Source organism: Nonomuraea sp. NPDC050680 (assembly GCF_040654555.1).
GTDB lineage: Bacteria > Actinomycetota > Actinomycetes > Streptosporangiales > Streptosporangiaceae > Nonomuraea.
On sequence record NZ_JBFAIF010000011.1, the window covers coordinates 268,881 to 290,802 of the forward strand.

A 21,922-nucleotide genomic window follows, 5' to 3' on the forward strand; every position below is an offset into this window, starting at 1 on the left:
CCCCCCGCGTATCACAAAGCCCGATTTACCCCTTTGATACTAATGTTTACAAGTATTTGCGTCCAGGAAACCTGCTGTTTAGGAGCCTGTTGGGCGGATGACCGGGGTGTCCGAGACCGGCGTCCTGGCGGCCGCCGGGTCGAGCGTCGGCCCCTCGGGGATTAGCCGCAGGAGGTGGGCAGGTAGCGGGGCGACGTTCGCGGCGTCGTAGCCCAGCTTGGTCAGTACGTCGGGCGAGGCCAGCCGGTACTTCTTCCCCTGGTCGGTGACCAGGTAGAACTGCTGCACGTTGGAGAGCTGGTTCTCACCGGGCAGCAGGCCCACCAGGGCCGCCGCGCCCGGGGGCAGCAACACCTGGTCGAACCTCTCCGGGTTGCCGCTCGACCCCGGCGTCGGGATGCCGATGCGGCTCCCGACCGTGAGCGTGCCCTTCACGGACCCCTTCACGGTGTTGGCGTAGACCATGCACAGCGGTGCCGAGCCGGCGGGCACCTGGAAGCGCGGCATCGTCGCCGGCATGCCGCCGCCGGTGATCCGCTGGGCCGAGACCTTCGCCGCGTTGGCGTTCGCCGCGTCGATCAGGATCTCCCGTACGTGCTGCTTGCCGTACGCCGTCTGGCTGGCCGGATCCTGGATCAGCAGGGTGGCCTGCGTCTGGGTGATCGGCGCGAGGCCGTCCGCGAGCATGACGTACCAGCGCGCGGGGGCGCCCGCGACCGGCGCGACCTTGAAGACCTGCCCGACCTTGAACGTCGTGCCGCCGGGGCCACGGATGGTGCGGCCGCGCTGGAGGATCGGCGGCGCGGCGAAGTCCGACCCCTCGGCGATGGCGTTGATCCACGAGATCGGCACCCGCCGGGGCGTCTGGTCGGTGAGCCGGTCCACGTTCCTCACGGCCATGCGCTGGTTGCCCCAGAGCGCCCAGTTCTGCCGCCCGTCGTTGACGAGCAACGCGTCGTTTCCGGCGGGTGCGCCGCCGACGTCGGTCCCGCCCACCAGCGTCACGTACGACTTACGCCCCCCGGAGGGGTCGGTCGCCTCCACCACGCAGGCCGACCAGGGCGACTTGATGAGCCGCTCGGGCTTGGGCAGCGAGTCGGGAGCACCCGCGATGCCCACCTGCCCGCCGCGCGCGAACCCGGCCAGCGACTCCGCGGACACCGTCTTGACCTTGATGGCGTCGCTGTCCAGCAGGAGCCGGGCGGAGACGTAGTTGGCCACGGGCAGCAGCTTTCCGGTCTGCTGGCTGTAGACGTAGGCGGCGCCGGTCTCCTCCTCGACGATGAGCTGCCCGGCGTCCCTCAGGTTGGTCGCGCCGCCCGGCTTGAGCATGCCCCAGATGCCGAATCCCGCGATGATGAGTACGCCGACCATGATCCCGGCGAACGTCGCCACGTTGTGCCGCCGCATCGGCGACTCGGGCAGGTCTGGCTCGCCCTGCAACAGGGCCATGCCCAGGCGCTGGGTCATGAGCCGATGTGCCTGGTAGAGATCCTTGCGGGTCTGCATCCCACTCCGTTCCGATCCGGCCTGAGGACAGCATAGAAGTGTTGCCTATGGGGGTAGTGGGGGTTATGTCGCAAATGAGGCCATGAGATCGTGATATACGAGTAAACTTCGTTGCCAGTAGTGTTCGGGGAGGGTGCTGTGTCAGATCCCGATAAGTTGAGTCCGCCGCCGGCCCAGGGTTGGCACCTGGAGTCGGATTGGGCTGGGCTCGATCCCGAGCGCGAGGGCGTCACGTACAGCGCCAGCAAGCTCAAAAAGCTCGCCGAGCAGCTCACGGATGAGTTCGCCAAGTTCGTCGGGGACAAGCCCGGGTCCGTCAACGACCTGGACATGAAGGCCAACCTCGTCGGCATGAAGGTGGCCGTCGACCAGATCAAGCGCTGGGAAGGCGGGCAGAGCTTCGTCGCCACGGTCCAGAACGGCCACAAAGAGTTCACCGAGGCCTACCGCGAGATCGCTGAGAAGACGCGGATCGCCATCGAGCTGATCAACGCGGGCGCGGGCAACTACGAGCGCGTGGACATCGCCAACGTCGGCACGAAGGACGTGTAGGAGCCCCCATGGCCGAGGACAAGAAGCTCAAGGTCCAGAAGAAGACGCACATGATCAAGACGTCGTGCCCACCTCTTGATGTGGACGACGACGGCAGGAGCGTCGCCGAGGTCAAGAACTTCATCAAGTCGCTGGACGCGACGGCCGTCAAACAGGCGGGCAACGCCTACCTCGACGCCTGCTCGACCCTGGCCGGCGCTCAGAAGGTCATCGAGCAGATCAACGTCGAGATGGCCAAGTGCTGGGAGGGCAAGGCGTCGGTCGAGGCGCAGGAAGCCCTCCGGGTGCTGCACGCGACGGTCCGCGAAGTGTCGGACAAGCTCAACTGGATGGGCCGCCCGCTGCAGTCACTCGGTGACAGGCTCGTTGAGCATCAGGAGTTCATGGACAAGTCGGGCTTGGCCTGGAGCGACAACACCTTCACCTTCGACGACTCCAGCCCCGGCTGGTATCGCACCATGGACAAAGGCGTCGAATGGGGCTCCCAGGACGAACTCGCCGGCAAGCACCTGCGCCTGCTGAACGACGACCTCACGCTGACCTACCAGCAGTTGCCCGACTCCTTCCACAAAGAGATCCCGGACATCAAGGACCCCACCGTCGTACCCCCTCCCGTCAAGCCGGTGAACACGGACTTCTCCAACCCCGGGGGACCGGGGGGACCGGGGGGACCGGGGGGACCGGGAGACGGCTACAACGGACCGGGCGGCTACAACGGCACGGGTGACAACAGCGGCACGGGCGACAACGGCGGCATCGACTCTGACGGCTCGAACCGGAACGGCGTCGACACCCCCACGCCCAAGCTCCCGAACGACACGCAGACCTCCGACCCGAGCAACGGCGCCACGGACCCCACCAAGGGCGCCACGGACCCTGGGGCAACGGATCCGACAAAGGGTGCGACCAACCCCCCGGGCGGCATCACAGACCCCACCAAGGGCGTGACAGACCCGACGAAGGGCATGACCGACCCCACCAAGGATTTGGCCGCCCCCACCTCCACCAAACTAGAGGACTTCCAGCGCCCCTCGGACTGGAACCCGGCCAACACCCCCACCCCCAACTCCAACCCCACAAGCACCAGCCCCCACACCATCAACTCCCCGAGCTCCCCGAACTCCTCCTCGCCTTCATCCGGCCCTCTCACGAGTGCCGGGGGTAGCGGCGGCATGGCCTCGGCCGTGCCGAACGCCCAAACCGCGATCAAGGCAGGCACCGGGAACGGGATGGGCATGCCGTTCATGCCCATGTCCAGCCCCATGTCCGGCGCCAGCTCCGACACCAGTGAGGGCTGCACCTGGTTGACCGAGGACGACGACGTGTGGTGTGGCGAAATGGACGGCGTAGTCAGCGACCGCATCGGCTGACGGCTTCCGCGACGAGACGACGGAGGGTGTCGCCAGCGACCAGATCGCCTGGCACCCCTCCATAGAGCGCTCGCCATCGGCGCTTCCGGTCCCGGAAGCTAGACGAGACGACGGACGGCGGCGTCGTCAGCGACCGGATCGGCTGAGGGCTTCGCAGGCGGCCGGGACACTCGTACGCAGCAGCCTCTTGTCCAGTACGGCTGACAACCCCACGGTCGCGAGCGCGGCGAGCCCAAGCCCGGCCCCGATCCAGGCCACCACCGGGTACCCGAACCCCGCCCCGATCGCCAGCCCGCCCACCCACGGCCCCACGGTGATCCCGACGTTGAAGGCCGAGAAGTTGGTGGCAGCGGCCAGCGTCGGAGCATCCTTGCCGACGGTGAACACCCGTGTGTTCAGGGCCGGATTCGTGGAGAACCCGAACGCCCCCAGCAGGAAGATCAGCCCGATGGCAATCCCCGGCATCCCGGCGAAAATCCCCAAACCTGCCGAGATAACAACAACTCCCGCTATGCCCACATACAAGGTCGTAAAAGGCCGCGCGTCAGCATGACGTCCACCCAGGCCGATGCCGATCAGCGACCCCACCCCGTACAAACCCAGCACCACGGGAACCCACCCCGCCGTCAGTCCGGTGGTGTCGATGAGCATCGCGCCGAGATAACTGAACGTGACCAGCACCGCGCCGGTCGCCAGCGCCGTCGTCCCGTACGAGAGCCAGAGCCGTGAGTTGAGCATGTTCCGCAGCTCTTGCCCCAGTTGCGGCACGCTTCCCGGCTCGGGCCGCCCGCCGGGAATGGTGGCCACCACTCCGACCGCCGCCAGGCTCGACAGCACCGTGACCGCCCAGAACGCCGCCCGCCACCCGAACTGCTGCCCGATGACCGTCCCCGCGGGAAGCCCCACGATGGTGGCCACGGTAAGTCCGCCCGCCACGATGCTCATGGCCTTACCCCGCGCGCTCTCCGGAACGAGCCCCACGGCGGTTACCGCCGCCACCGCCCAGAAGCCCGCGTACACGAACGCCCCCACCACCCGGGCCCCGAACAGCACTCCGTAGCTCGGCGTCACCGCCCCGACGACATGCGTAAGGGCAAAGATCGCCAGAAACGTCAGCAACGCCGTACGACGCGGCCACCGCAGGGTCACCACGGCCAGCACCGGCGACCCCACCAGCATCCCGAGCGCGAACCCGGAGATCAGCAACCCCGCATGGGGAACGGACACTCCCAGGTCGGCCGCCATTTCGGGCAACAGCCCCGCAAGCAAGAGCTCGGAAGTGCCCTGGGCGAAAATCGACAACCCCAGGATGTACACAGCCAACGGCATGGGAATCTCTCCTAGTTTTAGATAGAACAGTTCAAAATCAAGAGACGCGAAATGACGCGTGCTCGTCTGAAGCGATGGACCACCGTCCGGCCTGCTCACGAGCAGCCGCGCCAGACTGCCCGCAGGGGGCCGCGCCAGGCGGCCCGCGTGGTGCCATGCGAGCAACCTGACGCGGCGCCGTATTGGGCTGCCCGTGTGGCGCCGCATCGGGCTGCCCGCATGGCGCCGCATCGGGCTGCCCGTGCGTAATTGCGTCGGGGTTCCGTCAGGCTGCTCGTGTGGTGTGTGCTCGGCCGTGTCAGGCTGCTCGTGTGGTGCGCGCCCGGGGTGGGTGTCAGCTGCTCGCGTGAGGCGTGTCGAGGCGTCAGAGGAGCGCGTGGAGCGTGGTCTTCGCGACCGACTCCAATGCCGTCCGATCCGAACCCCCGCGCGCCATCACTCGCATGCCGCTGATCGCCGCGACAACGAAATGCGCCAGTGCGACCGGATCCTTATCGGCCGGCAACTCGCCCCGGCTCTGTCCGAGCTCAAACGCCGCCCGGAGCGCCGCCAGTCGCCGCTCACCATCCCGCCGAAGCTGCTCGGCCACCTCCGGATCTCGCGGCGCCAACTCCACCAGAGAGTTGACCACCAGACACCCGATCGGATCCCCGGCCTCGACATCGACGGCCTGCCACAACAGAGTCCGCACCTTCTCCCGAACCGGAAGATCCCCTTCGAGCATCTCCGTCAGCCAGGCGGTCTTGCTGTCCATGTAGCGCCGCAGGGCCTTGTCGAACAGATCATGCTTGCTCTTGAACGTGTTGTAGATGCTGCTCCGCCCCAGCCCGGTGGCCTCGCACAGGTCCTGGGTCGAGGTCCCTTCGTAGCCCGCGCTCCAGAATGCCCGCATGGCCGCCTCGATCGCCCGCTCCTCCTCAAACTCCCTCGGTCGTGCCATGCCGCGACGGTAGCACGTTTTGGACCGATCAGTGCAATATGGCCGTTCTACGGCGGACCGGTGTCCGAGATGGCCGCTTGGATGGGGGTTGTGTTGCCCATGGTGATCAGCAGGCCGCGTCCCGGTGGGCCTCCGACGGCACCGCGCGGTAGACGGACCGTGAACAGGTCGCCGTCGGCCGGGCTCTGCACCGACAGGAGTACGCCGGTGCGCGACTTGCGGGTTTCGGCGACGAAGCCGCGGTAGGCCGTCGCCAGGTCGCCTGTCGCGCCCGCGATGATGAGGCCGTGGTCTCCGTCCCGGCCTGATCGGAGGACATCTTCCAGGACCGGCCCGAGGGGGGAGTCCGGGTTGATCAGCTCGGCGTCGTCCACGATCACCACATAGCGGTCGCGGTCGGCGAGCAGCTCCTGCAGCCCCGCTCCGTCGCCGCCGAGGATGGCGAGGGCACCCTCCAGCGTACGTAGCGGGCTACGCCGAGGAGCGATGGCGATGACCGGCGTGCCGTACGAGATGAGCGACCTGGCGGCCGTCACCAGCACCGAGGAGCGACCGGAGCGGGCCGGTCCGGCGACGACGGCGCCGGGGCCGTGGGCGAGGAGGTCCAGACCCATCGGAGCCAGGGCGTCCCCGCCTGCGCCGATCAGTGCCCATAGCGGCGAAGGGTGGGTGAAGTTCGGCTCCAGGTCCATGGCCTGGCCGGCGGTGATGCGCATGGGAAGCGCGTCGACCCGAAGCGGGGGCTCTCCCTCCCAGAGCCAGGCGCCGCGCCCCAGCCGAGTCGACCGACCCCTTTCGCCCGACCCCTCTGGCGAGTCGCCCCGGAAGTCGCCACCTGGCGTGCCACCCGGGATAGTGCCGTCCGATGAGCCGCCCGAGGTGCCGTCCGACGTGCCACCCGGGATATTGCCGCCCGAGGTGCCGTCCGACATGCCGCCCGAGATGCCGTCTAGGGCGCCCACCAAGGTTTCGTGGAGGTTTGTCACAGATGCCGCAGCGGCGGTCGCAGTGGGCTGAAGGGTGCCTCTCGCGGGTGCCGCAGTAGATGCGTACGTCGGGACGCTGCGGAGCGGGGCCATGGCGCGGGCGAGGGACTGGAGGGCGGCTACCTGGGCGGGGCCCGACGGGTCGTGGGTCAGGAGGGCGATCTGGCTCTCGATGATGCCGTGTTCGCCGATCGAGAGGGCCCGGCCGGCGGGCATCGAGGCGGGCAGGCCCTTCATCGGCAGGCCGGCCAGCCCGTAGTCGGCCGGGTCCGCCAGGCGGAGGAGGAGGCGGTCGTCGAAGACCGTGGAGACCTGGCCGAGCAGGCACGAACGGTCACCCGTCACCACCGCCCGCAGCCCCACCGCCGGACCCTCCCTGAGGAGTTGCAGGAGCGACTCCGTGAGGCGGCCGTAGTCGTAGCCCTCGAAGGCCGCCACGTAGCCCTCCCAGCGGTCGACCATGAGCACCAGCCAGGGGAGGCGGTGGCCCGCCTGGCGGTATTCGGCCAGTGAGGCGTGTCCGGCCTCGGCGAGCAGTTGCTGACGGCGGCCCACCTCGGCGCGCAGGCGGGACAGCAGGCGTTCGACGCGGTCGAGTTGGTCGCGGGTGACGACCGCGCCACAGTGCGGCATGGCCATCAGCGGGAGCAGCGCGCCCGATCCGCAGTCGATGGCGTGCAGGTGGACGTCGGCCGGGGAGGCTTGTGCGGCGATGGCGCCCGCGATCGTTCGTAGCGCGGTGGACCTGCCGCTGCGGGCCGCTCCCGCGATGAGCAGGTGGCCGCCCTGGGCCAGGTCCAGCGCCAGCGGGCGCCGATCCTGCGCCCAGGGTCGATCGATCATCCCGAAGGCCAGCGGCCTGACTTCGGCGAAGGTCCCCGACGGCCCTACCGTCAGGGCGGCGGTGACTTCGTCGAGGGTCACGGCCGAGGGCAGCGGCTCCAGCCAAGGGCTTGGTTGCTCCGGTACGCCGGTCAGGCGCGCGGCCTCGATGAGGGCGTCGGCGAGGACGGTGAGATCGGTGATCGTCGACCCCTCCGGCGGCTCCGGGAGCGGCGGCAGCGCTCTGCCCAAGGACCGCCAGTCCACGTCGACCACCCGCAGCCGACCGCCCGCACCCGCCAGGCCGCTCGCACCTGCCAAGCTACCTCTGCCCGCCAGGCCGCCACCGCCCGCCAAGCCGCCCACACCCGCTAGGCCGCCGCCGCCCGCCAAGCGGCCGGGGTCGAGCGTGGCGGCCGGGCCGAGCGTCGCGCCAGGGCCGAGTGTCGCGCCCGCGCCCGTCGCGTCGGCTCTGAGTGACGCGCTCGCCACCGGGCTCCTGCCTCCCACCCGGGCGGTCTGTACGGCCGCCGCCGCCCCCACCCCTGACTTCACGTAACACCGGCCAGGCGTCGACTTGGAGATGTGCGCCGCGTCCGGCAGGTCGATGACGTCGGAGGATTCGGCGGGCTCGGTGACCCGGAGCGCGATCCGCAGCGAGGTGTTGGCCTGGATGTCGGCCGTGACCACGCCGGCCGGCCGCTGGGTGGCCAGGATCAGGTGGATGCCGAGCGAACGGCCCCTGCGGGCGATGTCGACCAGGCCGTTGACGAAGTCGGGCAGCTCGGCCACCAGGGCCGCGAACTCGTCGATGATCAGCACGAGCCTGGGCAGCGGCTCGCCGGTGTAGTCGTCGATGTCCTTGGCGCCCGCGGCCAGCAGCAGGCGTTCGCGGCGCCGGATCTCGGCGGCCAGGGAGTCGAGGGCCCGCTGCGTCAGGTGGCCGTCGAGGTCGCTGACCATGCCGACCGTGTGCGGCAGCCGTACGCACTCCTTGAACGCGGCCCCGCCCTTGTAGTCGACCAGCACGAACGTCAGCTGGTCCGGCCGGTTGGCCACCGCCAGCGAGCAGATGAGCGTCTGCAGCAGCTCCGACTTGCCCGCGCCCGTGGTGCCGGCGATCAGGCCGTGCGGACCGTCCACCCTCAGGTCGACGGAGAACGGGCCGTCCGGGCCGATGCCGATGACCGCCTTCGTGGACCCGTGGCCGTGCCAGCGGGTGGCGAGGTCGTGGCCGGAGGGGGCGGGCAGGCTCAGGAGGTCGAGGAGGCGGACCGCCTCGGGGAGGTGGCCGGCCGGGTCGTCCCTGCTCACGTCACGGATCGGGCCGAGCGCCCTGGCCACGCGGTCGCACCACGACGGTGAGACCAGGTCGGCCAGAACCGGGCCGATGATCTCCAGACCGCCGCCGAGGAGGCGCACCTGACCGTCCGCGGCGCACGCGGCGACGGTGGCGCACTCCTCGGGGAGCAGGCTCTGGTCGTCGTCGATGGCGAGGGTGAAGACCCCCGAGCGGGGGCCCTGGCGCAGGATCTGCGGCATGCCGGGCAGACCGCGCAGGACCTGGGCGCCGTCGAGCACGACGAGGACGTCGTAGGGGCGTACGTCATAGGAGGTCAGAGCCGGTGCCTCCGGGCCGCCCAGGTCGTCCCAGCCGGTGGGGATCTTGCCGAGCTCGGGGATGGCGGTGTTCTGGCGTTCGTCGATGAGGGCGGCCAGCTCGGCGACGCGGTGGGCGGCGGACTCCGGGTCGGTGCCGACCAGGGCCACGCAGTCCTCGCCGCCGCGCGGGGCGCAGTGCGGCAGCCAGCGGACCCAGCCCCAGCGACGCTCGCCGTCGGCGTGCGCGGACAGGACCACGATGGCCAGGTCACGGGGGCTGTGCAGGGTCGCCGCCTGGCCGATCAGCCAGCCGGTCAGGCCGGTCGCGGTGTCGCGCGGGCCGGTGACTCCCGCCACTCCGAGCCGGCGCATGGCCAGCGCCACCGGCACGGACCGGCAGATCGGCGGGGAGATCGCGCCGCCCTTCTCCTCGGACAGCTCCAGGTTGGCCGGCAGGTCGGCCAGCCCGACCCTGAGCCGCAGCGCGTCGGGATCGTGGATGCGGCGCTCCCACAGCCGTCTGCGCGGGCCGGTGGCGGTGAGCAGCACCTGCGCCGGGTCGGGCGCGTCGGATCGGCGGATCAGCTCGTCCTCGGCCCTGGCCTGCTCGACCGCCAGCTCGTACGCCTCCAGGCGCTCTTTGTATTTCTTGGCGGCCTTCCTGTGCTGCTTCTTGCCGTGGCGGCGGTCACTCCACCACTGCCCGATCATGATGAGAGGGGTCATCAGGGCGATGAGCAGGTAGTAGGGCTGCCGCATGACGTAGGCCAGCGTGACGCCCATCACCGCGGGCAGGAGCGCGGCCAGCAGTTGCAGGCGCATCCCCTCGGCGCGGCTGGGCTCCAGGGGGCGTTCGAAGGTGCGCTCGGGCTCCGGCCTGCGCAGCCGCGGCGGCCGGTTGTAGGCGACGCCGCCTTCCGGGAGGGGTGCCAGGTGCGCGTCCTGCGGCTCGATCGCGGTCAGCGTGAACACCGATGAGCCGCAGGTCAGCAGCGTGTGCTCGGCCCAGTCGACGGCTTCGGTGAGTGGCTGGGCGGCCAGCTCGGGCGGCTCGTAGTGGACGGGCTCCGCCTCCGCCGCCTCGCGCTCGGCGACCCGGGCGGTGAGCTCGGCGACCTCGTCGGCCCACCGGCCCTTGAGCTTGAGGCGCTGCGCCTGTTGGGGCGTCCGGCTCCGGGCCGGCTCGACCGTGATCGTGTCGGGGGTCACGCGCAGGATGGCGGCCTCGGGGGCGAGGGACGGATCGGCGACGGTCATCGCGCACATCGGGTCGGATCCGATGACGTGCACGCCCAGGCCCAGACGGTGAACGGCGCCCGCGGCCGGTCCGCCCACCACCCGCACCTCGGCCACGCCGCCGGGCTCCTCGATGATCGTGGCGCGGGCGAGGTGAGCGTCGAGCGTGACCTTGTCGCCGTCGCGCAGCACCGCCCCGGCCATGGCGCGCGGGTCGAGCGGCCGCCCGTTGCGCCAGAGCACGGAGCCCACCCGGCCGAACCCGTCGCCCCGATCCCGGATGGACGCGCCGCCGACGTCACGCCGATCAGGATCGCGGCTGCCCGGGATGTCACGTCGATCAGGATCGCGGCCGCCCGAGACGTCAGGTGGGTGGGGCGCGTCGAACCGGCCGGCTTCGGACGATCCGCCGGGCCGGGTGTGCCGCGCAGAGGGGCGGGCGCCGGGCTCGGCCGCCGACATGCCGTAGGGGGCGCGCGCCCTGGGCAGGCGGACGACCTCGGCCAGCGGCGCCTGACCGCTGAGGGCTTCACTCACCCTCGCCACCGTGGCGCCGTTGTCACCCTCGATCACAACGTCACGATCGCCTTGCTCGCCGAGCACGGTGAGCATGATCCGCATGTGCCGTCTCCTCGATCGGGCCTGGGCGCAAAGGTAACGCCAGAACAAAGGGTAGGTCCCGCGGTTGGCGGCAATGGCATGGATGGGCCGACCTGTGGATAACCGCGGACGGTAATTACGGCCTGTGGAAAGTAGATGATTTGGCTGCCCATTTAGGGCGTAGGCGCCATCGCATGTTAAGGATGGGAATGGTGTGAAAAAAGAGGCATCGGGGATCGGCCCACGTCAGCGAGGTCAGGGTTCGCCAGAACCCCGATCTGTCCCACCATCGCCGCGCTTATCCTGAAAAACCACCCAGGTCAACTCACTGTAAACAATAGGCATTGATTATTTCTTGTTGACACCAAGCCACCTGCGAAACGAGCATGGTTCCTCGCATTCCAGCCCCGCCACCACCGACGGGTGCACATAATGGCGTGAATTCGACAATTCACAATGGGAGCCCCCCACCCATGAGGACCAGTGAAAAGCCTGCCGTCAACACGGCGGGGTTGTCCGGCCCTGCCTCGCGCAAGCTCCCCGTGCCACCCCGCGAACGCAAACCCGCCCTGGCCGCCCTCGCCGTGCTCCTGATCCTCGGCGGCGCGCTCGCCACGACGATGCTCGTGCTGCGCAGCGGCGACCGCGTCTCGGCGATCAGGGTCACCCAGCAGATCGGCGCCGGGCAGCAGTTCACCCTGGCCGCGCTCGAAGAGGTGCAGATCGCCAACACCGGTCTCGACTACGTCTCCTGGTCACAGAGGGGCGAGGTGGTGAAGAGCTTCGCGGCCGTCACGATCGTGCCCGGCACCCTGCTGACCCACAACATGGGCGTCAGAGCCAGCAGCGAGCTGGTGCCCGGCAAGGCCAAGGTGGGCCTCTCCCTGAAACCGGGACAGTTCCCAGCGGGCCTGGACAGAAGCCATCGGGTCCAGGTCGTGTACGTCCCCGCCCGCACCGACCAGGCGGAAAGCCGCGTCCTCGCACAGAGCGCGCTCGTCGAGAGCGTCAGCGACGGCGGCAGAGCCGGCGGATCCATCCTGATCACCGTGATCGTCGACGCCCCGGCGGCGAAGACCATCGTCCAATACGCCTCCAGCGGTGAGATCGCCGTGGCCGACCTGCCCGGAGTAAGTTGACGTGGCGCTGATCGTACTGGCCGCCGACAAGGGCGCGCCTGGTGTGACCACTGCCGCGACGGCCCTCGCGGCGGTGTGGCCGCGTCCCGTGCTCCTCGCCGAATGCGACCCCGCGGGCGGCGATCTCGCCTACCGGCTGCCCGCGGCCGACGGCGGTGTGCTCAACCCGGGCAAGGGCCTGCTCACGCTGGCCGCGACCGCCCGGCGCGGCCTGGAGCCCGCGCAGATCCACCAGCACACCCAGAAGATCGTCGGCGGCCTCGACGTGCTGGCCGGGCTCACCCACGGCGAGCAGGCGGCCGGGCTGCCCTGGCTGTGGGGTCCGCTGGGCAGGGCGCTGGCCGCCATCCCGGATGCCGACGTGATCGCCGACTGCGGCCGGCTCGGCGGCCATCCGCAGCTCGGTGACCTGATGGCGCAGGCCGAGCAGGTCGTGCTGCTGACCAGGGCCACCCTCGACCACGTCGCCCACCTGCGCGAACGCCTGTCCATCACCAAGGCCCACGGCGTGGTCGTGATCGCCGACCCGCGCAACTACCGCTCCTCGATCGACGACGTACGCAGGATCGTCGGTCCGAGCGTCAAGTTCGTCCACGGCCTCGCGCACGATCCCAAGGGCGCTGAGCTGCTGCGCGGCCAGTGGGGCGGGCGCCTCGACCGCTGTCTGCTCATCCGTACGGCGCGCGATCTCGCGGGACGGCTGGTGAGCAATCTATGAATTTCGGTATGGCGTTCAACCTCGCGAGAGGTCCGCTACGTACAACCGGGAGTACGACACGCGTCCTCGCGAGAGTGAGCAGCCCGTGATCGATCACTCCCTGGTCAAGCGCTTCCGCCAAGAAGTCGGCGACCGCCTGGCCCACCAGCGCCGTCTCGACCAGGTCAATGGCCTGGTCTCGATGACCGGCGAAGACGAGCGCCAGTTCGCCAGAGCGCTGATCTCCCAGGTCCTGGAGGAGCACGCGCGCAGCGAGATCGGCCTGGGCCGCACTCCTCCCACGGTCGAGGAGGAGGAGGCGCTGGCCGCCGGGATCCACGCCGCGCTGTTCGGCGTGGGCCGCCTCCAGCCGCTGCTCGACGACACCGAGGTCGAGAACATCGACATCAACGGCTGCGACCGCGTCTTCGTCAGCTACGCCGACGGCCAGGAGCTCATGCGGGAGCCGGTCGCCGAGTCCGACGACGAGCTCATCGAGCTGATCCAGATCCTGGCGGCCTACTCGGGGCTGTCGAGCAGGCCGTTCGACACCGCCAACCCACAGCTCGACCTGCGCTTGCCCGACGGCTCGCGGCTGAGCGCCGTCATGGACGTCACGCTCAGGCCGGCCGTCTCGATCCGCCGCGCCCGTCTGGGCAAGGTGTTCATGTCGGACCTCGTGGGCAACGGCACGTTGAGCCCGGAGGTGGGCAGGTTCCTCAGCGCGGCGGTCGGCGCCCGCAAGAACATCATGATCGCCGGCTCCACGAACGCCGGTAAGACCACCCTGCTCAGAGCCCTGGCCAACGAGATCCCGCACCACGAGCGCCTGATCACCGTCGAACGCGCCCTGGAGCTCGGCCTCGACCAGTTCCCCGAGCTCCACCCCAACGTCGTCGCCTTCGAGCAGCGCCTGCCCAACTCCGAGGGTCAGGGCGAGATCAGCATGGCCGAGCTGGTCAGGAGGTCGCTCCGGATGAACCCCAGCCGGGTGATCGTCGGCGAGGTGCTCGGCGACGAGATCGTCACGATGCTCAACGCGATGACCCAGGGCAACGACGGCTCCCTGTCCACCATCCACGCGAACTCCAGCATGGAGGTGTTCAACCGCATCTCCACCTACGCCCTGCAGGCCCGCGAACGGCTGCCGATCGACGCCACCCACATGCTCATCGCGGGCGCGATCGACTTCGTGGTCTTCGTCGAGAAGCGCAACGACTACAGCCGTGGCGGCACGTTGCGCCGCTACGTCTCCAGCATCCGCGAGGTCAACGGCTGCGACGGCCGCGTCCTGTCGAGCGAGGTGTTCATCCCGGGCCCCGACGGCGCCGCCCTGCCCCACGCCCCCGTCTCCTGCCTGGAGGAGCTCGCCGCCCACGGATACAACCCCGGAGGCTGGCTGTGATCGACCTCGATCCCCTCGCCCTGCTCGCCGGCGCGCTTGTCGGCGGTGGGCTGTTCCTGTTCTTCCTCTCCCTGTACGGCATGCGCGTCCGGCCCGCCCGCCCCAAGCGCGAGCTGCTCAAGACGCTCACCACCCGCACCGCCATCGCCGCGGTGGCCGCCACCCTGGTGCTGGTCGTGACCGGCTGGGCGGTCGCGGCGGTGGGCACGGTGCTGCTGGTGTTCGCCTGGCGCGGCCTGTCGGGCGGCGCCGCCGAGGAACGAGCCGCCATGCGCCGCCTCGAAGGGCTGGCCGCCTGGACGGAGTCGCTGCGTGACACGATCGCCGGCGCGGCCGGGCTCGAACAGGCCATCCCGTCGTCGATCAGGGCCGCCGCGCCCACGCTCAAACCGCACCTGCGCGCCCTGGTCGACCGCCTCCACACCCGCATGGCGCTGCCGGAGGCGCTCGCGCTCTTCGCCGACGAGCTCGACGATCCCTCGGCCGACCTGGTGGTGGCCGCACTGATACTCAACTCCAAGCTGCGTGGCCCCGGCCTGCGCGACGTGCTCGGGGCGCTGGCCGTGTCCGCCCGCGAGGAGCTCGACATGCGCCGCCGCGTCGAGGCCGAACGCCGGGCCACCAGGCGCAGCGTCCAGATCGTGGTGATCACCGCGCTGGTCTTCGCCGGGCTGCTCGTCGTCTTCAACCCCTCCTACGTCAGCGAATACCGCGGCCTGCTCGGCCAGGCCGTGCTGGCGGTCGTGGCGGGGCTGTTCGGCGCCGGATTCGCCTGGATGCGGCGGCTCGCCCGGTTCGACAAGCCCACCCGCCTGCTCGTAGGAGACGGCCATGGATAGGACGGCCATGGATAGGACGGTCACGGAGAGGGCGGTCACGGAGAGGGCGGTCACGGAGAGGGCGGTCACGGAGAGAGGGGGCGGTCATGGTTGAGGGTGTGCTGGCCGGCTGCGTGCTGGGCCTCGGCCTGTTCCTGCTGCTCCGGGCGTTGTTCCCGGCCCGCCCCGGCCTCGTGTCGCGGCTGCTCGCGATCGAGGCCGTCCGCGAGGACGCCGACGCGCCGCGTATCCAGCTTGCCCTGCCCGACGAGGAGGTCTCCGCCTTCCGCCGCGGTCTGGGCGTCCGGCTGGCCCGCCTCTACCAGGCGCGGGGCTGGGAGGTCCGGTCGGTCAAGGCCGACCTGGCGCTGGTCGGGCGGTCGTTCGAGGGCTACCTGGCCACGAAGGCGCTGCTCGCGTCGGCCGGGCTGCTGGCGTTCCCGGTGCTGCTCGGCTGGCTGGTGCTGATGGAGTGGGGTACGTCCCTGACCATTCCGTTCTGGGCGGCCGTACTCGTGTCGCTGGTCTTCTTCTTCCTGCCCGACGTTCAGGTACGACGCGACGCGGCGGCGAAGAGGCGCGACTTCCGGCACGTCGTCGGCGCCTTCCTCGACCTGGTCTCGATGAACCTCGCGGGCGGGCGCGGCGTGCCCGAGGCGCTGATGATGGCGGTCTCGGTCAGCGGTGACCAGCCCAACTGGGCGATGTCGCGCATCCGCGAGGCGCTGGCCGGCGCCAGGATCGTCGGCATCACCCCCTGGCAGGCGCTCGGCCAGCTCGGCGAGGAGATCAACGTCGACGAGCTGCGCGACCTGTCCGCCGCGCTCGGCCTGGTCGCCGACGACGGCGCCAAGGTCCGCGCCTCCCTGACCGCGAGGGCCGCCACGCTGCGCCGCCGCGAGCTGGCCGAGATCGAGGGCCGCGCCGGTGAGCGCTCCCAGTCGATGCTCGTCGCCCAGTTGCTGCTCTGCGCGGGCTTTGTGATCTTTCTCAGTTATCCCGCCGCTATGAAGATGTTGGGGTCCTAATGAATCATCCCTGGGTCATCTACCTGCAGGCATACCTCGGCGTACGTATCCAGCGCGCCCGCACCGCCCCCAGCCGGGGCGCCTCGGCGGTCGAGTGGGTGATCATCTCCGCGATCATCGCCGGTGTCGCCCTCGGCCTGGCCACGCTGATCAAGCAGCTGGTCGAGGGGAAGCAGGCCGACCTCCAAACCAGCTTCGGCCAGACCGGCGGGCGCACGTGACAGGTGCCCGGCGCCCGCGCGGGCACCCTCGGCGACCAGACCGGCTCCCGGGGCGGCGCCGCCGAACACGAGGGAGCGGACGGCGCGACCGCGGCGCCTCGGTGATCGAGCTCGCCCTGCTGATGCCGGTCATCCTGGCGGTCGTGCTGCTCATCGTGCAGGTGGCGCTCTGGTTCCACGGCCGTCAGGTGGCCGAGGCGGCCGCCAAGGAAGGCGCCAGGGTGGCCAGGTCGGCCCCCTTCGACTCGGGCGACTGGGAGGGCGCGGCCTCCACCAAGGCCACCGACATCGTCCGTGCCATCGGCCCCCGCCTGCTCTCGAACGCCGCGGTCACGACCGCGGAGAAGGATCCCGACGAGCGCTTCGTCACCGTGACCGGCAGCGCCGTACAGGTCATCCCGCTCCTTCCGGAGCTCACGTTCACGATCACGGCCACCTCGGGCGGTCCCGTCGAGTGCTTCCGCCCGGACGACGGGGGAGACGACTGCGGATGAGCCAGAACCGGCGGCGTGAGCGCGGCTCGATGGCCGTGGAGACGGTCATGCTGGCGCCCGTCTTCCTGCTGTTCCTGATGTTCCTGGCGGGGGCGGGCCGGCTGGTCGAGGCGCAGGGCGAGGTCAACGGCGCGGCGCGGGACGCGGCTCGGGCCGCCTCGGTGCGGCGGTCGTTCGGCGACGCGGGCGAGGCGGCCGACAGGAACGTCAAGGCCGCGCTCGACGGGCGGTGCCAGAGCCCGGCGGTGTCCCTCGCCGGCTCCAAGTGGGAGGAGGGCGGCCAGGTGCAGGCCGAGGTCACCTGCGAGCTGGACCTCAGCTTCCTGGGGTTCTCCGGCACCAAGCGGATGACCGGAACCTCGGTGGTGCCCCTGGAACAGTTCAGGAGAACCGAATGAGCCGCCGTGACCGCGTGAGCCGTCGCGATCACGTGAGCCGTCGCGACCGCGGGTCGATGTCGGTCTTCACCGTGCTGTTCTCCGTGGCGGTGTTCCTGCTGGCGGGGCTGCTCGTCGACGGCGGCGGGGCGATCAACGCGCGGCTGCGGGCCGCCGACGTCGCCGAGCAGGCCGCGCGGGCGGGCGCCGACCAGATCGACGCCGACCATCTCCACGAGACGGGCGAGATCCGGCTGCTCGGCGACGGCCAGGTGTGCGACCGGGCCGACGAGGTGATCGCGGCGGCGGGCAGCGCCGACGTGACCAGGGGCACATGCACCGTCGCGCAGGGACAGGACAGCGTGACCGTCGCCGTGAAGGTGCGGTGGACGGCCTTCTTCCTGCAGGCCATCGGCTTCCCCGGCACCGAGATGGAGGGCGAGGCCACGGCCGGGCCGCAGGCCAGGTGAGCCAGACCGATTCCGCTCACCCGATGGATCAGAGCACCACCACGCAGGACCCTGAACACGGAGAAGGGAGAGCCGATGCCGACGCGAGACCCCGCGCGTCCAGCGGGCCGGCCGCACGGGCCCGGGCAGACGCCCGTGCGCATCCCGGCCAGGCGGAGCGTGGGCGACGTGCTGGCCGGCCTCGGCGCGCTGGCGGTGCTCGTGGCGATCGTCGGCGGTGTGCCGTACGCGCTGCTCACGTTCGTCGGGCCGCCGATCTCTCCCGAACTGCTCGATCTCGACGTGCTCAACAGCCACGTCGGGCCGAGCACGATCACGGCCGTCCTGGTGCTGTTCGTGTGGCTGGCCTGGCTGCAGTTCTTCTCATGCGTGATCGTCGAGGTCTACGCGGGCGTACGCAGGGTGGGCATGCCCGCCCGGGTGCCGCTCTCCGGCGGGTCCCAGGCGCTGGCCAACAGGCTCGTCTCGGCCGTGCTGGTGCTGTTCACCGCCGGGGCCATGGTCGTACCCCTCGTCAAGCTGGCGGCGCCGCCGCCCACCGCGCCGCCCATGACGACGGTCGCCTACTCCGCGCCGATCGTGGAGCAGCCGGTGGAGGCGCATGCCACCAAGAAGGTGTACGTGGTCCAGCCGCCCCACGGCCGGCACCACGAGAGCCTGTGGGAGATCGCCGAGAAGTGCCTGGGTGACGGGCGCCGATATCCGGAGATCTACCGGCTCAACCAGCACAAGGAGCAGCCCGACGGCACCCGCCTGCGGATGGCCGACCTGATCAGGCCGGGCTGGGTGCTCGACATGCCGGACGACGCGCGCCACGCGCACGTCGTGCCGGTGAACCAGGCGCGGGCCCAGACGCTGAAGCAGCACCCGGCGGGGTCTCATGGCGAACACCAGCGGGTCGCCGACGAGGCGCGCCAGACCTCCAGCGTCAAGCAGGGGCCGGCGCACGCGCGACACGAGACCGGAGCCGAGCAGCCCGTCGTGCAGAGCCCCGGCGTGGACCTGACCGACTACCTGGCCGCCGCGTCGCTGGCCGCGGCCGGTCTGCTGGTCGTGCTGGCCAGGCGGCGGCGCGAGCAGCTGTGGCGGCGCGCGTTCGGCCGCCGTATCGTCCGGCCGCGCGACGACGCGGCCAAGGCTGAGGTCGCGCTGCGGCTGGGCGCCGACGCGCCGGGCACGCGCATCCTCGACATCGGGCTCAGGCTGCTCGGCGCCGAGCTGGCCACGCAGGGCCGCACCCCGCCGACCGTCTACGCCGCGCACCTGTCGCCACGCAACCTCGACCTGTGGATCCACCCGCCTGACGGCGACGCGCCCGCGCCGTGGACGGCTCAGGACGGCGGCCAGGTGTGGCGGCTGGCCGCGCACGAGGGCCGCCTGCTGGAGGAGCAGCCCGGCGGCGCCCCGTACCCGGGGCTGGTCTCGCTCGGCGCCGACGAGAGCGGCCGGGTGCTGATCGACCTGGAGGCGGCGCAGGGCCTGATCAACATCCGCGGCCCGCAGACCACCGCGGCGCTCGCGGCGCTGGCCGTGGAGCTGGCGACCAACCGCTGGTCCGACCGGATGCGCATCACGCTCGTCGGCTTCGGCGACGAGCTGACGGCGATCGCGCCTGAGCGGATCAGGGCCGTGGGCAGCCTGGCCGAGGTACTGCCCGAGCTGGAGGCCACCGCCGCCCCGCGCCAGGAGGTGCTCACCGGGCGCGTCACCGGCAGCCCGCGCGACGCCCACTACCTGCTGTCCGCCGTGGCGCCCACCCACGAGGAGGCGCGCCGCCTGGCGCTGCTCGCCCGCAAGGACACCGCCGGATACGTGGTGACGGGCGACGTACCGCACGCCACCTGGACCCTGGAGATCACCGAGGACGGCAAGGCGAAGATCGCCGAGCTGGGCTTCGAGGTGACCGCCCAACTGCTGCCGCGCCGCCACTACCAGGCGCTGATCGACCTCTTCCGTACGGCGGAGCGACTCGACGGCGAGGCGGTGCCCGAGGCGGAGCCGCTGGTGGAGCTGGCGCCACCCGCGGTGGAGGTCAGGATGCTCGGCCCCATCGAGATCGTCGGCCGCGACCCGCTCGAAGAGGGGCGGATGGCGCTGGCCACCGAGCTACTGGTCTACCTGGCCACGCATCCCGGCGGCGTACACCCCGTCGTGCTCGGCGGCGTCCTGTGGCCGCGCGGCGTGCAGCCCATGGTCAGGGACGCCACGATCGCCAGGGTCGTCGACTGGCTGGGCCGCGAGCACCTGCACGTCGACGAGGCGGGCAGGCTGCGGCTGGGGCCCGCGGTACGCACCGACTGGGCACTCTTCCGCGAGCTGGTCCGCCGCTCGCACGGCGACCCCACGGCGCGGACCGTACTCCTGGAGAAGGCGCTCGGCCTGGTCAGAGGCCCGTTGCTGAGCGGTCGCCCGCTCGGGAGATACGCCTGGCTGGCGGGCGACGACCTGGAGTACGACGTCGCGGCCGGGGTCGCCGACGCCGCCCACCGGCTGTGCGAGCTCCGGCTGGCGCACGGCGAGCCGGACGCCGCGGTCGCGGCCGTACGCGCGGCCCTGCTGCTCGCCACCGACGACGAGGGGCTCTGGCGCGACCTGCTGCGGGCCACGCACGCCACCGGGGACGTCCTGCGGCTCCGGACGGTCGTCGAGGGGCTGACCAGGCGCTCGTCGTCCCACCCCTATGGCGGCGGGATGGCGCCCGAGACCGAGGCGCTGATCGACGAGCTGCTGCCGTCGTGGCGCATCCACATAGTGAGGGAGTCGACGGCATGAGGCGGATGGCGGTAATGCTGGCGCTCCTGCTCGCGTCGGGCTGCGGCCCGCCCGACCGGCCGTACACCCCCGGCGGCGTGGCGACACCCGCCACCGGCGAGACCGGTGAGACCGCCGCGGCGCCCGCTCCCACGCCCGTCCAGGGCAAGACGGTCGATGTCGGCGACGAGCTGAAGGTCAAGGTGGAGAAGGGGACGTCGGCCGGCGCGCTGCAGCGGCTCTTCGCCGACTACTACGTGGAGCGGTGGAAGGCGGTCGTCACCGGCGACACCGGCTATCTGCGTCATGTCGAGCCGTCGGTGATTCCGCAGGCCGGCGAATGGGCGCGCGGGTTCGCCGACCGGCAGGAGTCGGCGCGCGGCGTCGCGCGTCTCTACAGACTGCGGATCACGTCGGTCATGGGCAAGGGTGCCCAGGTCGACACCTGCGTGGACGAGCGGGGCGTACGCCTCGTCTCCACGCCCACCGGCAAGGCGGTCGCGCCCCAGCCCGACTGGGTGCGCGCTCCTTACCTCCAAACCGTGCTCGCGCATCGCGGCGACGACGGTGTGTGGCGGATCAGGGAATTCCGCCAGGACAAAGAAGGGTGCACCTGATGAATCCCCTGATCCCGGTGCTCATGGCAGGCTCGCTCCTGCTGGCCTCGCCCACGCCCGCCCCCCAATCCACCACGGAGGTCAGGACGGGCCAGCACGACACAACGGCGTTCGTCGAACTCAGGCACTCCAACGTCGAGGTCACCGGCGACGTGGGCAAAGGCGGCAAGCGCGACGGCTACCGGATCAAACGGCCCTGCTGGTACGAGCCGGGGCTCAGCGCCGATGAGATGCTCAAGTTCCAGACGGACTCGAAGACCCAGTTCGCCAGGGTGAAGGCCGACGAGGACAGTTTCAATAAGTTCGTCCAGCAGTTCAAGGACAAGAAGGGGCAACCGGGGAACTGGTGGACGCCCGCCTACGACGCGTCCGACCCCAACGGCGCCACCTGCTGGGCCGGGCTGGACCTGTTCGTCTTCGTACCGCCGAACGAGACGCCGCCCTCCGGCATCACCATCGCGCAGCTGGCCGAGATCGCGCGGGCGGCGATCACCGTGCCCCAGCCGACGGTCAAGCTGAGCCCGGACGCCAAGAGCTTCGTCAACCTGCCGACGTTCGTGTGGCTGGAAGGCATCGGTCAGCCTCGGCGTACGGCGACCGCGACGCTGCCCGGCGTCATGAGCGCGACCGTGGTCGCCACGCTCCAGGACATCAAGATCGACGCGGGCACCGGCAAGGACCGGGCCGAGGTACGCGAGCAGTGCGGGGCCACCGGCAAGCCGTACGCCAAGGGGGCCGCGTTCACCTGTGGCGTGCAGTATCTGCGCTCGTCGATCGACCAGCCGCGGCAGGTCTACCAGCTGACCGTGACGACCGTGTGGCCGGTGACCGTGGTGGGCCAGGCGGTGCCGGTCCAGTTCGCGCCGGTCGAGGTGGGGGTGACCCGCGACGTGCCGGTGGGTGAGGTACAGAGCAACGTCAGACCGTAGACGGTCTCTTTCACGGCGCCTTGATGGGCG

Annotated in this window: 18 protein-coding genes; 14 read left to right on the forward strand and 4 right to left on the reverse strand. The window is 70.7% G+C overall.

Annotation, left to right across the window (positions count from 1 at the left end; genetic code table 11):
* Positions 1 to 78 precede the first annotated feature (78 nt).
* A complete protein-coding gene (gene eccB, locus AB0H88_RS32185; protein ID WP_357651068.1) occupies positions 79 to 1,509 on the reverse strand; it encodes a type VII secretion protein EccB in 1,431 nt (476 codons plus the stop codon).
* Between the two features lie 138 nt (positions 1,510 to 1,647).
* Between eccB and AB0H88_RS32190 the strand changes: the two genes are divergently transcribed.
* The gene (locus AB0H88_RS32190) at positions 1,648 to 2,061 is read left to right on the forward strand and encodes a hypothetical protein (protein WP_357651070.1); all 414 of its coding nucleotides are present in this window, start codon (positions 1,648 to 1,650) and stop codon (positions 2,059 to 2,061) included.
* An 8-nt stretch (positions 2,062 to 2,069) separates the two neighbouring features.
* Positions 2,070 to 3,431: a hypothetical protein gene (locus AB0H88_RS32195; RefSeq protein ID WP_357651072.1), complete on the forward strand. Its 1,362-nt coding sequence runs from the start codon at positions 2,070 to 2,072 to the stop codon at positions 3,429 to 3,431.
* Between the two features lie 126 nt (positions 3,432 to 3,557).
* Here AB0H88_RS32195 and AB0H88_RS32200 read toward each other — a convergent pair whose 3' ends face one another.
* The 3 genes from AB0H88_RS32200 to AB0H88_RS32210 all read right to left on the reverse strand — a co-directional run bounded on the left by AB0H88_RS32200 (position 3,558) and on the right by AB0H88_RS32210 (position 10,967).
* A complete protein-coding gene (locus AB0H88_RS32200) occupies positions 3,558 to 4,760 on the reverse strand; it encodes a Cmx/CmrA family chloramphenicol efflux MFS transporter (RefSeq protein WP_357651074.1) in 1,203 nt (400 codons plus the stop codon).
* Between the two features lie 364 nt (positions 4,761 to 5,124).
* Positions 5,125 to 5,700, reverse strand: coding sequence for a TetR/AcrR family transcriptional regulator (locus AB0H88_RS32205; RefSeq protein WP_357651076.1), 576 nt, complete (start codon positions 5,698 to 5,700; stop codon positions 5,125 to 5,127).
* Between the two features lie 47 nt (positions 5,701 to 5,747).
* On the reverse strand, positions 5,748 to 10,967 hold the full coding sequence (locus AB0H88_RS32210) for an FtsK/SpoIIIE domain-containing protein (RefSeq protein ID WP_357651078.1): 5,220 nt from the start codon (positions 10,965 to 10,967) through the stop codon (positions 5,748 to 5,750).
* 452 nt (positions 10,968 to 11,419) lie between these two features.
* Here AB0H88_RS32210 and AB0H88_RS32215 point away from each other — a divergent pair, with 452 nt between their 5' ends.
* The 12 genes from AB0H88_RS32215 (at position 11,420) to AB0H88_RS32270 (ending at position 21,892) form a co-directional block, all read left to right on the forward strand.
* A complete protein-coding gene (locus AB0H88_RS32215; RefSeq protein WP_357651080.1) occupies positions 11,420 to 12,085 on the forward strand; it encodes a hypothetical protein in 666 nt (221 codons plus the stop codon).
* 1 nt (position 12,086) lies between these two features.
* Positions 12,087 to 12,803 (forward strand): hypothetical protein, encoded by a 717-nt coding sequence (locus tag AB0H88_RS32220; RefSeq protein WP_357651081.1) that lies wholly within the window; start codon positions 12,087 to 12,089, stop codon positions 12,801 to 12,803.
* An 85-nt stretch (positions 12,804 to 12,888) separates the two neighbouring features.
* A complete protein-coding gene (locus AB0H88_RS32225) occupies positions 12,889 to 14,187 on the forward strand; it encodes an ATPase, T2SS/T4P/T4SS family (RefSeq protein WP_357651083.1) in 1,299 nt (432 codons plus the stop codon).
* On the forward strand, positions 14,184 to 15,026 hold the full coding sequence (locus AB0H88_RS32230; protein WP_357651086.1) for a type II secretion system F family protein: 843 nt from the start codon (positions 14,184 to 14,186) through the stop codon (positions 15,024 to 15,026). Before AB0H88_RS32225 ends, AB0H88_RS32230 begins: the two co-directional genes overlap by 4 nt.
* Before the next feature lie 86 nt (positions 15,027 to 15,112).
* The gene (locus tag AB0H88_RS32235; protein ID WP_357651087.1) at positions 15,113 to 16,033 is read left to right on the forward strand and encodes a type II secretion system F family protein; all 921 of its coding nucleotides are present in this window, start codon (positions 15,113 to 15,115) and stop codon (positions 16,031 to 16,033) included.
* Complete coding sequence (locus tag AB0H88_RS32240; RefSeq protein WP_357651089.1) at positions 16,033 to 16,254, forward strand: hypothetical protein; 222 nt, start codon at positions 16,033 to 16,035, stop codon at positions 16,252 to 16,254. The genes AB0H88_RS32235 and AB0H88_RS32240 overlap by 1 nt, the downstream gene beginning before the upstream one ends.
* Before the next feature lie 101 nt (positions 16,255 to 16,355).
* The gene (locus AB0H88_RS32245; RefSeq protein ID WP_357651091.1) at positions 16,356 to 16,748 is read left to right on the forward strand and encodes a TadE/TadG family type IV pilus assembly protein; all 393 of its coding nucleotides are present in this window, start codon (positions 16,356 to 16,358) and stop codon (positions 16,746 to 16,748) included.
* Positions 16,745 to 17,146, forward strand: a complete 402-nt coding sequence (locus AB0H88_RS32250; protein ID WP_357651093.1) for a TadE family protein — start codon at positions 16,745 to 16,747, stop codon at positions 17,144 to 17,146. The genes AB0H88_RS32245 and AB0H88_RS32250 overlap by 4 nt, the downstream gene beginning before the upstream one ends.
* Positions 17,143 to 17,595, forward strand: coding sequence for a flp pilus-assembly TadE/G-like family protein (locus AB0H88_RS32255; protein WP_357651095.1), 453 nt, complete (start codon positions 17,143 to 17,145; stop codon positions 17,593 to 17,595). Before AB0H88_RS32250 ends, AB0H88_RS32255 begins: the two co-directional genes overlap by 4 nt.
* A gap of 75 nt (positions 17,596 to 17,670) precedes the next feature.
* Positions 17,671 to 20,367: a BTAD domain-containing putative transcriptional regulator gene (locus AB0H88_RS32260; protein ID WP_357651097.1), complete on the forward strand. Its 2,697-nt coding sequence runs from the start codon at positions 17,671 to 17,673 to the stop codon at positions 20,365 to 20,367.
* Positions 20,364 to 20,963, forward strand: a complete 600-nt coding sequence (locus AB0H88_RS32265) for a hypothetical protein (protein WP_357651099.1) — start codon at positions 20,364 to 20,366, stop codon at positions 20,961 to 20,963. Before AB0H88_RS32260 ends, AB0H88_RS32265 begins: the two co-directional genes overlap by 4 nt.
* Positions 20,963 to 21,892 (forward strand): hypothetical protein, encoded by a 930-nt coding sequence (locus AB0H88_RS32270; RefSeq protein WP_357651101.1) that lies wholly within the window; start codon positions 20,963 to 20,965, stop codon positions 21,890 to 21,892. Before AB0H88_RS32265 ends, AB0H88_RS32270 begins: the two co-directional genes overlap by 1 nt.
* The last annotated feature ends 30 nt before the right edge of the window (positions 21,893 to 21,922 follow it).

What these genes read in the sequence shown, in the direction of transcription:
- AB0H88_RS32240 (WP_357651089.1), top strand. Translation starts at nt 16,033, where the DNA reads ATGAATCATCCCTGGGTCATCTACCTGCAGGCATACCTCGGCGTACGT.
- AB0H88_RS32235 (WP_357651087.1), top strand. Translation starts at nt 15,113, where the DNA reads ATGGTTGAGGGTGTGCTGGCCGGCTGCGTGCTGGGCCTCGGCCTGTTC.
- AB0H88_RS32195 (WP_357651072.1), top strand. Translation starts at nt 2,070, where the DNA reads ATGGCCGAGGACAAGAAGCTCAAGGTCCAGAAGAAGACGCACATGATC.
- AB0H88_RS32255 (WP_357651095.1), top strand. Translation starts at nt 17,143, where the DNA reads ATGAGCCGCCGTGACCGCGTGAGCCGTCGCGATCACGTGAGCCGTCGC.
- AB0H88_RS32205 (WP_357651076.1), bottom strand. Translation starts at nt 5,700, where the DNA reads ATGGCACGACCGAGGGAGTTTGAGGAGGAGCGGGCGATCGAGGCGGCC.
- AB0H88_RS32260 (WP_357651097.1), top strand. Translation starts at nt 17,671, where the DNA reads ATGCCGACGCGAGACCCCGCGCGTCCAGCGGGCCGGCCGCACGGGCCC.
- AB0H88_RS32265 (WP_357651099.1), top strand. Translation starts at nt 20,364, where the DNA reads ATGAGGCGGATGGCGGTAATGCTGGCGCTCCTGCTCGCGTCGGGCTGC.
- AB0H88_RS32250 (WP_357651093.1), top strand. Translation starts at nt 16,745, where the DNA reads ATGAGCCAGAACCGGCGGCGTGAGCGCGGCTCGATGGCCGTGGAGACG.
- AB0H88_RS32210 (WP_357651078.1), bottom strand. Translation starts at nt 10,967, where the DNA reads ATGCGGATCATGCTCACCGTGCTCGGCGAGCAAGGCGATCGTGACGTT.
- AB0H88_RS32200 (WP_357651074.1), bottom strand. Translation starts at nt 4,760, where the DNA reads ATGCCGTTGGCTGTGTACATCCTGGGGTTGTCGATTTTCGCCCAGGGC.
- AB0H88_RS32270 (WP_357651101.1), top strand. Translation starts at nt 20,963, where the DNA reads ATGAATCCCCTGATCCCGGTGCTCATGGCAGGCTCGCTCCTGCTGGCC.
- AB0H88_RS32215 (WP_357651080.1), top strand. Translation starts at nt 11,420, where the DNA reads ATGAGGACCAGTGAAAAGCCTGCCGTCAACACGGCGGGGTTGTCCGGC.
- eccB (WP_357651068.1), bottom strand. Translation starts at nt 1,509, where the DNA reads ATGCAGACCCGCAAGGATCTCTACCAGGCACATCGGCTCATGACCCAG.